Genomic DNA, 13,241 nt, shown 5'->3' with positions numbered 1-13,241 from the left:
GTATGTCCAAGAACAACCCTTTTGCCGAGCGCAGCACGCTGGAGGCTGCCGGCAAAACCTATGCGTATTACCCGATCGCGGGGCTGGAGAAGCAAGGGCTGGGCCCTGTATCGAAGCTGCCGTTCTCGATTAAAGTGCTGCTCGAGGCCGCCGTACGCCAATTTGACGGCCGAGCGATAACCGAGGAGCATGTGAAGCAGATTGCTTCCTGGGCGAACGGCAGGATCGATAAGGAAATCCCTTTTATTCCAGCGCGTATTCTCCTGCAGGATTTCACCGGCGTCCCCGTTGTCGTCGACCTGGCCGCGATGCGCGATACCGTCAAGCGTGCCGGCGGCGATCCAAAAAAGATCAATCCGCTCGTACCGGTTGACCTTGTCATCGACCACTCGGTTATGATCGATTCCTTCGGTACGCCGGAAGCACTCGAATACAACATAAAGCTTGAATTCAAGCGCAATGAGGAGCGCTACCGGTTTCTGCGCTGGGCGCAGACTGCCTTCGATAATTTCCGGGCAGTCCCGCCCGACACCGGAATCGTTCATCAGGTGAATCTGGAGTACCTGGCTTCCGTTGCCGCAACCAAAAGAATCGGCAATGACACGGTCGTCTTCCCGGACTCCTTGGTGGGCACCGACTCCCATACCACGATGATCAACGGTCTTGGCGTTGTGGGCTGGGGCGTAGGCGGGATCGAGGCGGAAGCCGGGATGCTGGGGCAGCCGCTCTACTTTGTGATGCCGGAAGTTATCGGCTTTAAGCTGACCGGTAGCTTAGCCGAAGGCTCCACCGCAACCGATCTGGCTTTAACGGTTACTCAAATGCTTCGAAAAAAAGGCGTTGTAGGCAAATTTGTCGAGTTTTACGGATCCGGGCTGTCTAACATCAGCCTGGCTGACCGCGCAACGGTGGCGAATATGTCGCCTGAATACGGCGCGACTATCGGCTTTTTCCCGGTGGATCAGGAGACGCTCCGGTACATGCGGGATACGGGACGGGACGAAGAACAGATTGAGCTGGTTCGGGCTTACTATAAGGCACAGGACATGTTCCGCACCGATGAAACGCCGGATCCGGTGTTTACGGACACGCTGGAGCTTGATCTGTCCACGGTCGTGCCGTCCCTTGCCGGACCAAAACGTCCGCAGGACCGCGTTGAACTCACTCATCTCAAGGAAGCTTTTAACGATATTATCAACCTGTCCGTCGAAAGAGGCGGCTATGGCTTAAGCGAAGAAAATAAAAATCAAAGAGTGAAGGTTCACCATAAAGACGGCCGGGAGAGCGAAATGGGCACCGGCGCTGTTGTCATTGCCGCCATAACCAGTTGTACCAATACGTCTAACCCAAGCGTTATGCTTGGCGCCGGGCTTGTCGCCAAGAAAGCTGTCGCACTTGGACTAAAGGTACCGGCATACGTCAAAACCTCCCTCACCCCAGGCTCGCTGGTTGTAACGGAATACTTCAACCGCGCGGGACTGATGGAACCTATGGAGGCACTTGGCTTCCACCTTACCGGTTACGGCTGCGGCACTTGCATCGGCAACTCCGGGCCGCTTCCTGACGAAGTGAGCAAAGCGATCGCCGACAATGATATGACGGTGGCGGCGGTGCTTTCCGGCAACCGGAACTTCGAAGGCCGCATTCATGCCCAGGTCCGGGCCAACTATTTGGCGTCGCCGCCGCTTGTCGTCGCTTTCGCTCTTGCCGGCACAGTAAATATCGATCTGTCAAAGGACCCGATCGGTACGGGCTCAGACGGCAAGCAGATTTTCTTGAAGGATATTTGGCCGACCAATGAAGAGGTGCACGAAGCGATCAAATCGGCTGTCCGTCCTGAGATGTTCCGAGATAAATATGCCAATGTCTTCACGCAAAATGAACGCTGGAACGCACTTGAAGTAGCTAAAGGCGAAAGCTATGAGTGGGATCCGGATTCGACTTACATTCAGAACCCTCCATTCTTCGAGAATCTGAGCGGAGATGTCGGCGATATCAAAGATATTCCGTCATCGCGCATTCTGGCCTTGCTTGGCGATTCCGTAACGACGGACCATATCTCACCCGCGGGCAATATTAAAGCCGACAGCCCGGCAGGCAAATATTTGACCGACCACCATGTTGAACGGGTGGACTTCAACTCTTACGGCTCCCGTCGCGGCAATCATGAGGTTATGATGCGCGGCACGTTCGCGAACATCCGGATCCGCAACCAAGTAGCGCCGGGTACGGAGGGCGGCGTAACCACCTATCTGCCGACTAACGAAGTGATGTCCATCTATGATGCTTCCATGAAGTATCAAAAGGACGGAACGAGCCTCGTCGTTATCGCGGGCAAGGAATACGGCACGGGCAGCTCCCGCGACTGGGCGGCAAAAGGCACCTTGCTGCTTGGCGTCAAGGCGGTCATCGCCGAAAGCTTCGAACGGATTCACCGTTCCAACCTGGTCGGCATGGGCGTGCTTCCGCTTCAGTTCCTTGAAGGTCAAAGCTGGAAGACAATCGGTCTGACCGGCCGCGAGACGATTGATATTTCGGGCCTGTCCAATGACGTGAAGCCCGGACAGAAGGTCCGCGCGAAAGCGACCGGCGAAGACGGCAAAGTAACCGAGTTCGACGTAACCGTGCGTCTCGACTCCATGGTCGACGTTGACTACTACCGCAACGGCGGTATCCTGCAAACCGTGCTCCGTCAGATCATGTAACTTATTTAATTAAAACAAAAGCGACTGTGCTAAGTATAATCAGCACAGTCGCTTTTCTTTTCTCTAAAATAGGTTAATGGCAAACGGAGCATTTTGAATGATTCTGGAGAAACGAAGTGGTCGCTTTTGTGAAGGGATTCCTACATTGTTAAACGTAATTCCAAGGAATCCCTGAGCAATGGCGATCGGAAGAACATTCAAATGCGGAGTTTGCCACTTAACCAGAACCCCATTCAAATGCGGAGTTTGCCACTTTAACCTGCACTATGCGGAGTTTGCCGCTTAACCTTACCTACTTAATCATGGTGCCCATACGCTTCGCGAACTCGATCAGAACCGGCGAGTATTCGCGCATCGTCTTCAGCGTTAGACGGCTGGACGGTCCCGATACGGACAAAGCCGCGGCCACCTGGCCATGCCGGTTAAAGATTGGCGCCGCCAGCGCCGCTACTCCCGGCTCGCGTTCCTCGAAGCTGGTCGCGTAGCCCTGCTGCACGATTTCCTCCAGCTGCTGCTTGTACAGGTCGAGATCGATCGCCAGCAGCCAGGCCGGGTCTCCGAAAATCTGCTCCTGCACAAAACGGTCGGAATAAGCAATCAGCACCTTGCTGGACGCACCGGCATACAGCGGCAGCCTTGCGCCAACCGGCGCTACCCGGCGAACGGGCTGATTGCTCTGGACCGCCTGAATCCGCACCCGCTCCGATCCGTCGCGTACATATATACTAACCGTCTCCCCGAGCCGGTCGCGCAAGCGTTCCATCTCCGGCTGCCAAATGACGGCTTGGTCATCCGAGCTGGATAGATGCGCCGACAGCTCCCACATCCGCATTCCGAGGTGATAACGCTCGGACGACGGATCCCGTTCCACGAAGCCACGGTCCTCCAACGTTGCCAGCATGCGGTGGACGGTGCTTTTATGCAGGCCTACCTTTTCCGCGATTTCGGACATTGCCAGATCCGTTCCCTCCGTGAAGCAGAGTAAAATATCCAGCGCCCGTTCTACCGCACGCACATTTGATTTGCCTTCCTCCATCCAGTCCGCCCTCCCTTAATCCGCTCTTATTTTGGTTTCGTACAATGAAACTTATTATCACTCAGTATACCTCAATTCAGCGATAATGGTAAAGAAAAGATCTTTCATTACAGCCTGATTACAAATGCTTAACATTACATCGACATCAATTGACAGGCTTACCCTGCGGGTCTACGATAAAAGTACTAGATATGTAATAGCGCTTACATCGTTAGCAGTGAGGGAGGGACTACGCGATGAGCACAACCATGATGACACCAATGCCGCTTGAAACCGGCTTTCCTCAAACACTGCAGCCATTTCCGCTTGACGGCGGACTGCAGACAGGGCGACCGCAAGCAAAGACGCGCAAGCATTTCTTCATCGCGCTGGTTGCTTCATTCACGGCGCTATGCCTGCTGCTTGTTCTCGTATTCTACGGATATGTCGCCTGGATGCTGACTTATCCTTATGTAGCACCGCTTACTTCCAATCCGAAGGCCGCTGCCGGCCTTGATTACGAAGATATCTTATTCCCGAGCGCCAGCGGAAAAACGACCGTCAGCGGATGGTATGTACCGGCCTCGGACAATGATTCCGACGCCGTTCTGGCAAGCTCCGCCGCAAAGTCGGAACGCACCGTTATTTTCAGCCACGGCTACGGGGCCAACCGCGAAGAAGATTGGGTGCCGATGTATGATCTGACGAAGCTGCTTCACGGGCTTCACTATAATGTGGTGCTTTTTGACTACGGCTATGCCTCGCAGAAATACAAAGCGCCGGCTACCGCGGGGATTGAAGAATCGCAGCAGCTGCTCGCCGCCGTCAACTTCGCCAAGTCCCGCGGCGCCCAGGAGATTGTCGTATGGGGCTTCTCCATGGGAGCAGGCACGGCTCTCCAAGCCGCGCTTCAGACGAAGGATATCGATGCGATGATTCTGGACAGCACCTTCCTGGCAACGGCCGATACGATGTTCCATAACGTGACTCAAATTCTGCCGCTTCCGAAGTTCCCGTCCAAGCAGTTGATCGAAATGCTGCTCCCCACCTGGTCTGGCACAAGCCTGAAGCAGGTACCGGTCGATCAAATATTAACGAAATCCTTTGATATACCGCTGTACATTATGCATGGCACGAGCGATGCCAAAGCGCCTTACCAATTAGCGGAGCAAATAGCCGCGGATCAGACCAATCCGCTGTCCCGCTCCTGGATTGTACCAAACGGCCAGCACGAAATGCTCTTCCGCGCTTCGCCAACCGAATACATCCAGCGCGCTGCCCTTTTCCTCGGCCAGGTTGATCAGCAGTTCCAGGAAATGCATCCTTCCAAAGATCATACGCAAGCCACTTAGAGCATACTGCCCTTATATATTTCAATTAAAAAAGCCACCGCGGCATCAAGCGATCTGACAACGCCTGATGCCGCAGTGGCTTTTTGTTGTTAATCCTGCTATTGCTTGAGCAAAGACAGAAATTCCGAACGCAGCGCACTGTCCGAGAACACGCCGCGGACTGCCGACGTAACGGTCTTGCTTCCCGGCTTCTTCACGCCGCGAGCGCACATGCACAGATGCTCGCCTTCCACGACAACCATGACGCCCTGCGGCTTCAGCACTTCTTGCATAATGTCCGCGATTTGCGTCGTGATCCGCTCCTGCACCTGCAGCCTTCTGGAAACCGCTTCAACCAGTCGCGCAAGCTTGCTGAGACCGGCGATTTTGCCGCTTGGAATATATCCGATATGCACCTTCCCGAAGAACGGCGCCATATGATGCTCGCATTGGCTGTAGTAGACAATGTCTTTCACAATAACAAGCTCTTCATGCTGCTCGTCGAAGGTAACGCCCAGCACTTCCCGCGGATCTACCTCGTAGCCCGCGAAAATCTCCTCATACATCCGGGTAACGCGAGCCGGTGTCTCCAGCAGACCTTCTCTTTCAACGTCCTCGCCAACGAGCTTCAGGATTTCTTTGACATGATGCTCGATTTGCTCCCGGTTGCGCGATACCGCCGAATTGACGTAGTCTTTCATCCCCGCCATTTCGTACCACCTCTCCGGCTACTTTCAACTAACCGCATTTATTTTCGTGGAAACTTCTGATTTTTCATCATTTGCTGTGCACGATTCATTTGCTGCTTGTTCAAGTTGTAGCCCATTTGTTTGGCCATTTTTTGGATCATTTCAGGGTCGCTTTGCATCTTCTCAAGCTGCTTGCGCAGATAGAATACCCCGATAAAAAATCCGCCTGCAACCCCTACGATTAAAGTTACAATCGGAATAATGATGTTCCACATAATAACGAACTCACCCGGCCCTTTCTACTAATCCAGCCTATAGTCTATAATGACCCCTATAATAGCATGTAAAGCAGGCATTCGCAAACGTCCCTCGGAAGTAAATTTTCCTAGCTTTCACGCGGGATCGAAGCTCCTTCCTCCGCTCTGCCGAGGTCGGCCTGCAGACCGGCAATCGCACGCTCCAAATAGACTCTCGCTTCCTCGTCCGACTCCTTGGGCAGCGCCTCTATCAAGGCCTCCAACGCTTCGTCGCCGCCTATCCGGGAGAGTGCCCAAGCAGCCGTTCCTCGCAGCACCGGGCGCGTATCGTCCTTCAGCACGCCAATCAGATCGGGTACGGCGCTTTTATCTTTGAAATTGCCGAGGCCGATAACCGCGTTGCGCTGGATCGGCTTCTTGCCGCGCCATGCCGAGGAGGTGTGACCGTAGCGCTCCTTGAATTCCCGGTTGCCGATCGTCAGCAGCGGCACAAGCAGCGGCTTGACCAGCTCCGGATCCGGCTGAAGCTCGGGCTGATGGGTCCAGTTCTTGCCCCGGTTCACCGGGCAGACCGTTTGGCACGTATCGCAGCCATATAACCGGTTGCCGATCTTGCGCATGTATTCATCGGAGATAAAGCCTTTGGTCTGCGTAATAAACGAGATGCACCTATTCGAGTCCAGCTGTCCCGGACCAACCAGAGCATCCGTCGGGCATGCGTCGATGCATTTGGTGCATTCCCCGCACCCTTCCGTTACCGGCGTGTCCGGCTCGAACGGAATATTCGTAATCATCTCGCCAAGGTAGATCCATGAGCCCAGATCCTCGCTCAAAATCGAGCAGTTCTTCGCGCTCCAGCCGATCCCGGCACGCTCGGCAACCGCCCGGTCGGACAAAGCGCCCGTATCAACCATGCTCTCGAACCTCGCTTCAGGGACGCGTTCCTTCAGCCAAGCCTCCAGCTTCGCCATCCGGTCCCGCAGCACCTTATGATAATCCTCGCCCCAGGCGGAGCGCGATAAAATACCGCGCCGGGCTCCCGGCTCCGACTTTGGCGGATTAGGCAGCTTCGCCGGATAAGCGACGGCAATCGCGATGATCGATTGCGGATTATCAAACAGCAAAGCCGGATTGGTCCGCTTGTCCAAATCCGGCTCCTCGAAGCCCGACTCGCGGCCTAGCTCACGATGCCGGATCAGCCTTGTTTTCAGCTCGGTAAACGGATCGGCGGAAGCAAAGCCAATCTTGTCGATGCCAAGGCTTCCCGCCGCTTCGCGCAATTCTTCTTTTAACAATATCCAGCGGCTGCCGTCCATCAGTACCTGGCTCCCTTCCTCCTAAAATTACAACCGTTTAATCGCTTCGCGGGCAAGCTCGTCGCAGCGGTTATTCCACTCGTTGTCGCTATGTCCCTTCACCTTGATGTATTCCACCTGATGGCGCTTCATCAGATCCCATAGGGTTTTCCACAGATCCTGATTCTCCACCGGCTCCTTCTTGCTGTTCTTCCAACCATTCTTCAGCCAGCCGTGAATCCAGCCCTTCTGAAAGCAGTTCACGACATACGCGGAATCGCTGTAGATCTTTGCTTTGCACGGCTCCTTCAGAAGGCTCAGCGCTTCAATAACCGCCTGAATCTCCATCCGGTTGTTCGTCGAATGCTTTTCGCCTCCGGAAAGTTCTTTCCGGTGCGCGCCGTAGAACAGCACGGCTCCCCAGCCGCCCGGCCCCGGATTGCCCGAGCAGGCGCCGTCCGTATAAATGGTTACTTCTTTCATTCTTTCATCTCCTAAAAGAAGCAATTCTTTAAAGGCTATAACACCTTTACCTGTTTGAACGGCCATAATATAAAATCCGCTCTACCGTGAATCATGGAACGCGGTACGGTGCCAAAAATCCGGCTGTCCTTGCTGGCTCTCGCATGGCGGTTATCCCCCATAACGAAATATTGCCCTTTCGGCACAATAACCGGCATAAAATCCAGGTCCTCGATTTCGACGTCGGTATAAGCCTCCGATACCTTTTCCCCGTTACGGTAGAGCTGTTTATTGTAAATTTCAATGCGGTCGCCCGCCACGCCAACGACCCGCTTCACCAAATAGTCTTTTTCGGTGCCGTAAGCGGAAGGGTCTTCGAGAATAACGATATCCCCCAGCTTGGGATTGCCGATCAGGTAAGCGGCCTTATTCACGAACAGCCACTCCCGGTCCCGAAGCGTCGGCTCCATGGAATGCCCTTCGACTGTCGAGAGGTTAAACACAAACAGGTGCAGCACCATAACGATCAGAAAAGAAATCGTAATGGTCTTCGCCCACTCCAGCGCTTCCTTGAACCAATGAGGCTTCCCATGTACCTCTCGCGGGGCGGTTTCGTTCCAATCCGAAGGGGATACACTCATCTTTAGCCTACCCCTCGCTTTCCCCGCAGGTGCTATGCCAGTCTGCATAGTAGCTTTGGACAATGTCATCCTGGAAAGGCACGGCTCCCTCGTCCATTCGTTTGAGCAGCGCAGCCAACCCTTGCTGAACCTTGTCCTCTACCATCTGCGGATAATGATAAGCCAGCTTGTGCATCTGGTACTCGTCCTGATCCACGACATAGCGGTTGCCTTCCGTCGTGCGGATCACATCCAGATCGTAATCGATATAAGTAAGCACGTCCCCCTGCAAATAAGGAGGAGATGCGATGTTGCAATAATAACGGATGCCGCTGTCTTCCAGCAGCGCTACGACATTAAACCATTCACCCGGAATAAAGAACGATACCGCCGGCACGCGGCTGATCCATTGCTTGCCGTCGGATTCCACAATAGGCGTCTGGCGATTTATAAGCACAATGATTTGGTTATCCCTGTGCTCCGGCGCAAGCCGTTCCGCCGGCACAAGGTAGTTGCGCTGCCATGTTCGGTGAATATGACCGTCGTGCTTGAAGCTTTTGATAACGCAGTGCCGATAAATGTCCATGACGCCTCTCCTTACTTATTGTGAAACGGGCCAAGGGCGGCATCAAGCGCCCCGTTCGTATGTTCCAAACAATAGTCCTTTTAAATAGAAAAGCATATCTGACCGCCAAAAGCAATGGCGATGCAGATATGCCCTGCACAATATGGCTATTAGGCTGAATTTGGCAGCCGTTTAGCCTGCTACAATACTTAATTTCTGGAATGAACGGAAAAAGTCGTTCGAAGCATAACCCATCGCTTCGTATAACGGCAACACCGGTTCATTATGCTCGTCGGCGGTAATTAATATTTTGGAAACGTTGCGCTGCTCGAAGCGCTGCCGCAAAGCTTGTATAAGCGCCTTGCCAATTCCTTGGCGACGATATTCCGTATGAACAGCGATACGATAATAATAACCTTTGTTATTATCAATCGTGCCGATGATCATACCTACAATTTCCGACTCTTCGACAGCGACAAGTACAAGCTCACTGTCCCATGACAATTGACGCGCAAAAGCTTCCATCGTTTGTTCGTAACACTCTTCAGACAATACTTCCTCAAGGAGTGTAGTGACAGGTCTGTAGTCAGACAACTGGAAGGAACGAACGTTCATTAATTATACACCTTCTATACCTTGTCATAGTGCTGCATTTATATATTTTACGACATTTTTTAACGAAATCCTCTTTTTGTCTTAAAAATAACTTAAAAATTTTAAAGAAATTTGCTGTATTCCGTTGAAAACGCTTTATTTTAAGCGCTTACATGTATTTATTAGCGGTTTGCTCTGAATTTGGCTCGTTTTCTAATGTTTTTGCATATTTCCGCGACTTCCGTGACACTCTACAACTCGTACGACTTTGTCCGCCACCATTCGACTTTCGCAACATTAATGTTGATTTATGTACTCGGATAAGGGATAATATGAGAAGAGTTTTACATAACCTATTTATGGGAGGCTGTTAATCATGGCTCATCAATTACCTGCTTTGCCTTACGCTAAGGACGCTCTTGAACCGCATATCGACGCGCTGACAATGGAAATCCACCACGGCCGTCACCACAACACTTATGTAACAAACCTGAACGCTGCTCTGGAACAAGCTCCTGAGCTGCAAGACAAGTCCCTGGAAGAACTGCTGGCTAACAACCTGGCAATCGTTCCGGAAGCAATCAAAACGGCTGTCCGCAACAACGGCGGCGGCCATGCAAACCACTCCCTGTTCTGGGAAGTTATCGGCCCTAACGGCGGCGGCGCTCCAACTGGCGCACTTGCTGCGGCAATCGACAGCGAACTGGGCGGCTTCGACGCGTTCAAAGCTGAATTCGCGAAAGCAGCTACAACTCGCTTCGGCAGCGGCTGGGCTTGGCTATCCGTTAAAGACGGCAAGCTGAAAGTATCGAGCCTGCCTAACCAAGACAGCCCGATCTTCGAAGGCGAAACGCCTATCCTTGGTCTGGACGTTTGGGAGCATGCTTACTACCTGAACTACCAAAACAAACGCCCTGACTACATTGCAGCGTTCTGGAACGTTGTAAACTGGGCTGAAGTTGGCAAACGTTACGAAGCAGCTGTTAAATAAGCAGTTGGTTGAATGCAGACAAGGCTGTCCCTTTGGGGCAGCCTTTTTTTATTTTTGTCGCAATAAGCTCCCGAAGCAGCTGCTTCGTGCACACGGATAGGCATCCGCCGCATAAGATGAATCAGGATGATTGCCTAATCTGTCATACGAAGGAGTCTGACAAAACGCATGAGCAGCTATACTTATAAGTATATCGAAGGGAAAGGCAACAACACCGTTGTGAGCAACTGCGGCTGCGGGGGCACGCGGACGTTAATGCCTGCACCGCCTCCGCCACCTCCTGGCCCGGGTCCTGGTCCGGGCCCAGGTCCTGGACCAGGACCGTTCCCGCCGGGGCCAGGACCGTTCCCGCCAGGACCAGGACCGTTCCCGCCGGGGCCAGGGCCGTTCCCACCGGGACCAGGACCGTTCCCGCCGGGACCAGGACCGTTCCCGCCGGGGCCGGGGCCATTCCCGCCGGGGCCATTTCCACCGTTTTTCCCATTCCCGCCGTTTCCTCCATTCCCTCCACAACCGGGGCCGGCATATGTAACTGTCGTCATTAACGGGGGACGTTTCTTCCCGAACGTGACGAATTCTTATCGTGTAAGGTTCTGGCCGGGCATGAGCATTCGCGATTCTCTTGCGGCAACCGGCGTTGTACGTTTCTCGTTTAACGGCCAGATTGCTTCGGTAAGCGGCATTCCGATCGGCGGACCAATTCAGTTTGTTCTCCGCTTGAATGGCCGCGTCATACCGCAAACGCTGCTGACTTTCCCGGTACAACGCTTTGATACGGTTGCAATCGAGCTGTTTTTCTCCGTAACCGGAAGGGCTGACGAAGAGGATAAACTGCAGCAGGAGCTGACGGATATTGCCCATCTGAACGTTGCCGAACACTTTGCCACTTACGATCCGGAAGAGGTATAAAGAATAAAACCGAGCTGGGAGGCCGATACGGACTCCCAGCTTTCTTTTGGGGCGATGCGCCATGCCGTTCTCCCGCCTATAGGCTGTTTCCAGTCTTTCAGCTCCATATTCTTGCCGATTCTCCCTCCTGAAAGGCGGATAACCGCCTATCGAAATCATAATTTCATCGCACGACTCGGTATGCCTGGATGCACGTTGCACGAAATGCGGCATATTCAACCAATAAGGCAGGACTGAGCGAAATATGCTGCACATCGTACACGATATTTCTCCAAATCGAGGGAATATGGCTACCCCCAAACCAAATATCCTGAACTCCGTGCAGGATATTTGGCGTTACGTCACTCAAAGACTCCATTATGATGCAATACGTGCAGCGTAGCGGACCAAGTTCTTTAGCTAACAAGTTTTTTTCGCCGGAGTTCACCATCGCTATATTACGGGAATGGAGCGCGTGCATCTTCAGAATCGCCATTGCGGCACGCAATGCTCAGTCACACTTCGGCGGTCAAGCCTCAACTCGAGCCGGGAGGCGCATGCGGTGATGAGGAAGCTGGAACTTTAACGCTAGTAAACAGGCGAGCCGCTCCTTCCCTTATAGGGCATGCAAAAAAAATGACCGCGGGGCTGTGCCCGCGGCCTTTCCTTCGCTCATTTAGCCTTGGTAGGCTTATCTTGCTCTTCGCCTTGCTTGATGACTTTCCCTTTGCCGCTGATCAGCTTCAGCTGATCGTTCTCGTAGCCAACGTCATAGGTAACCTGATACTTGCTGAGCCGGTATTCCCCGTCCACCCGTTCATCAACCGAAATGATTGCCGTAACGATCGCTTCGTCGTTGCTTTCCTTCGTGACGTGAATGTTGTCGATAACCACGTTCCGGGTCATCATGTAGCCCTGACGGAACACTTCGTAGCTGGTGCCCAGCTTCCAGTTGCCGCCAAGCAGGGAGTACGCGTAAACGTAGTCGGCATTATTAAGACTGTCGTAAAAGTGCGTAACCAAATATTCCGCATACTCGGTAATCGATGCGTCCTTCTTCACGTTGCTGTCATCCTCGGCCGGCTTCCATTCGGGCAGCGTCTTCATCGGATGCTCCGACCAGGCCTCGGCCATGTCCAGCACGTTAACGATAGGTATGCTGAAGCCTATGGAGCTTTGCTCGATTCCGGCAGAGTTGATGCCCAGAACCTCACCTGTCTTCTTGTCGACCAGCGGTCCGCCGCTGTTGCCCGGCGCGATCGGCGCCGAGATCTGGTACAGATCGTTATACGTGTAAGGCTTGATCTCGAAGCTCCGGCCTAATCCGCTGACAATGCCGGTTGTAACGGTATTCTGGAAGCCAAGCGGACTGCCGATCGCGATAACCTCGTCGCCAATCTCCGCTCTTTCCTTGCGCACCATCGCAAGAGGCTCCACTCCCGCAAGTCCTGCAACCCGTACGACCGCAACGTCGGTCTCCGTGCTGATGCCAATGACATCTCCTTCGAGCTCTTTCGCGTCCGCCGTTTTCACCGTAACCTTGCTTGCCCCGGCAACCACATGGGCATTGGTAATCAGGTCGCCCTTATCGTTATAGACGAAGCCGGAGCCCTGCGTGCCGTCCTCGGTTTCGATCATGACAACAAGCTTTTGCGTTGCGTAAATAATATCCTTTAACGACTTGGGCGCACCAGCGTTAGCATCAGCGAGCAGAGGCAGGCCGCTTAGCTGCTTCGGCACCTCCGCATGGATATAAGCAGCGGTGCCCGCTCCCGCCAAAAGAACCGCCACAGACGCGATGAGACTAATCCATGTTCCTTTTTTCATGA

The 13,241-nt window shown here is 53.4% G+C and carries 13 protein-coding genes; 4 read left to right on the top strand and 9 right to left on the bottom strand.

Annotated elements, in window-relative coordinates:
• Positions 1–2: 2 nt before the first annotated feature.
• Entirely contained in the window at positions 3–2,705 is a 2,703-nt protein-coding gene (gene acnA / locus EV294_RS20230; protein ID WP_132310054.1) for an aconitate hydratase AcnA, read from the top strand.
• A 292-nt stretch (positions 2,706–2,997) separates the two neighbouring features.
• Here the strand turns inward: acnA and EV294_RS20225 are convergent, their stop codons facing one another.
• Entirely contained in the window at positions 2,998–3,741 is a 744-nt protein-coding gene (locus tag EV294_RS20225; protein WP_132310052.1) for an IclR family transcriptional regulator, read from the bottom strand.
• Between the two features lie 236 nt (positions 3,742–3,977).
• On the opposite strand from EV294_RS20225, the gene EV294_RS20220 reads away from it, so the two are divergent.
• A complete protein-coding gene (locus EV294_RS20220; protein ID WP_132310050.1) occupies positions 3,978–5,072 on the top strand; it encodes an alpha/beta hydrolase in 1,095 nt (364 codons plus the stop codon).
• Between the two features lie 98 nt (positions 5,073–5,170).
• Here EV294_RS20220 and folE read toward each other — a convergent pair whose 3' ends face one another.
• From folE to EV294_RS20185, 7 genes are all read right to left on the bottom strand, one after another.
• Complete coding sequence (gene folE, locus EV294_RS20215) at positions 5,171–5,761, bottom strand: GTP cyclohydrolase I FolE (protein WP_116394087.1); 591 nt, start codon at positions 5,759–5,761, stop codon at positions 5,171–5,173.
• Between the two features lie 38 nt (positions 5,762–5,799).
• Positions 5,800–6,015 carry a YneF family protein gene (locus EV294_RS20210; RefSeq protein WP_132310048.1) on the bottom strand — a complete coding sequence of 72 codons (216 nt, stop codon included), beginning with the start codon at positions 6,013–6,015 and terminating at the stop codon, positions 5,800–5,802.
• A 110-nt stretch (positions 6,016–6,125) separates the two neighbouring features.
• Complete coding sequence (queG, locus tag EV294_RS20205; protein ID WP_132310046.1) at positions 6,126–7,313, bottom strand: tRNA epoxyqueuosine(34) reductase QueG; 1,188 nt, start codon at positions 7,311–7,313, stop codon at positions 6,126–6,128.
• A gap of 27 nt (positions 7,314–7,340) precedes the next feature.
• A complete protein-coding gene (gene rnhA, locus EV294_RS20200; protein WP_132310044.1) occupies positions 7,341–7,775 on the bottom strand; it encodes a ribonuclease HI in 435 nt (144 codons plus the stop codon).
• Positions 7,776–7,810: 35 nt separating this feature from the next.
• Positions 7,811–8,395, bottom strand: a complete 585-nt coding sequence (lepB, locus tag EV294_RS20195) for a signal peptidase I (protein ID WP_132310042.1) — start codon at positions 8,393–8,395, stop codon at positions 7,811–7,813.
• A gap of 7 nt (positions 8,396–8,402) precedes the next feature.
• Complete coding sequence (locus tag EV294_RS20190; protein WP_132310040.1) at positions 8,403–8,960, bottom strand: DUF402 domain-containing protein; 558 nt, start codon at positions 8,958–8,960, stop codon at positions 8,403–8,405.
• Between the two features lie 171 nt (positions 8,961–9,131).
• Entirely contained in the window at positions 9,132–9,554 is a 423-nt protein-coding gene (locus EV294_RS20185; protein WP_015842428.1) for a GNAT family N-acetyltransferase, read from the bottom strand.
• A 355-nt stretch (positions 9,555–9,909) separates the two neighbouring features.
• Here EV294_RS20185 and EV294_RS20180 point away from each other — a divergent pair, with 355 nt between their 5' ends.
• Positions 9,910–10,524 carry a superoxide dismutase gene (locus tag EV294_RS20180; protein ID WP_132310038.1) on the top strand — a complete coding sequence of 205 codons (615 nt, stop codon included), beginning with the start codon at positions 9,910–9,912 and terminating at the stop codon, positions 10,522–10,524.
• A 603-nt stretch (positions 10,525–11,127) separates the two neighbouring features.
• The gene (locus EV294_RS30380; RefSeq protein WP_207918170.1) at positions 11,128–11,433 is read left to right on the top strand and encodes a hypothetical protein; all 306 of its coding nucleotides are present in this window, start codon (positions 11,128–11,130) and stop codon (positions 11,431–11,433) included.
• A 651-nt stretch (positions 11,434–12,084) separates the two neighbouring features.
• Here EV294_RS30380 and EV294_RS20170 read toward each other — a convergent pair.
• Entirely contained in the window at positions 12,085–13,239 is a 1,155-nt protein-coding gene (locus EV294_RS20170; protein WP_132310036.1) for a S1C family serine protease, read from the bottom strand.
• Positions 13,240–13,241 lie beyond the last annotated feature (2 nt).

The sequence above is a fragment of the Paenibacillus sp. BK033 genome (assembly GCF_004345425.1).
Taxonomy (GTDB): domain Bacteria; phylum Bacillota; class Bacilli; order Paenibacillales; family Paenibacillaceae; genus Pristimantibacillus.
Note: the sequence above shows the minus strand (reverse complement) of the source record. Positions and strands in the feature narration are given on the sequence as shown.

Excerpts from the sequence above, each read along its gene's own strand:
- acnA (WP_132310054.1), top strand. The coding sequence starts at position 3 with ATGTCCAAGAACAACCCTTTTGCCGAGCGCAGCACGCTGGAGGCTGCC.
- EV294_RS20190 (WP_132310040.1), bottom strand. The coding sequence starts at position 8,960 with ATGGACATTTATCGGCACTGCGTTATCAAAAGCTTCAAGCACGACGGT.
- folE (WP_116394087.1), bottom strand. The coding sequence starts at position 5,761 with ATGGCGGGGATGAAAGACTACGTCAATTCGGCGGTATCGCGCAACCGG.
- EV294_RS20180 (WP_132310038.1), top strand. The coding sequence starts at position 9,910 with ATGGCTCATCAATTACCTGCTTTGCCTTACGCTAAGGACGCTCTTGAA.
- queG (WP_132310046.1), bottom strand. The coding sequence starts at position 7,313 with ATGGACGGCAGCCGCTGGATATTGTTAAAAGAAGAATTGCGCGAAGCG.
- EV294_RS20185 (WP_015842428.1), bottom strand. The coding sequence starts at position 9,554 with ATGAACGTTCGTTCCTTCCAGTTGTCTGACTACAGACCTGTCACTACA.
- EV294_RS20210 (WP_132310048.1), bottom strand. The coding sequence starts at position 6,015 with ATGTGGAACATCATTATTCCGATTGTAACTTTAATCGTAGGGGTTGCA.
- EV294_RS20225 (WP_132310052.1), bottom strand. The coding sequence starts at position 3,741 with ATGGAGGAAGGCAAATCAAATGTGCGTGCGGTAGAACGGGCGCTGGAT.
- EV294_RS20220 (WP_132310050.1), top strand. The coding sequence starts at position 3,978 with ATGAGCACAACCATGATGACACCAATGCCGCTTGAAACCGGCTTTCCT.
- lepB (WP_132310042.1), bottom strand. The coding sequence starts at position 8,395 with ATGAGTGTATCCCCTTCGGATTGGAACGAAACCGCCCCGCGAGAGGTA.
- EV294_RS20170 (WP_132310036.1), bottom strand. The coding sequence starts at position 13,239 with ATGAAAAAAGGAACATGGATTAGTCTCATCGCGTCTGTGGCGGTTCTT.
- EV294_RS30380 (WP_207918170.1), top strand. The coding sequence starts at position 11,128 with ATGAGCATTCGCGATTCTCTTGCGGCAACCGGCGTTGTACGTTTCTCG.
- rnhA (WP_132310044.1), bottom strand. The coding sequence starts at position 7,775 with ATGAAAGAAGTAACCATTTATACGGACGGCGCCTGCTCGGGCAATCCG.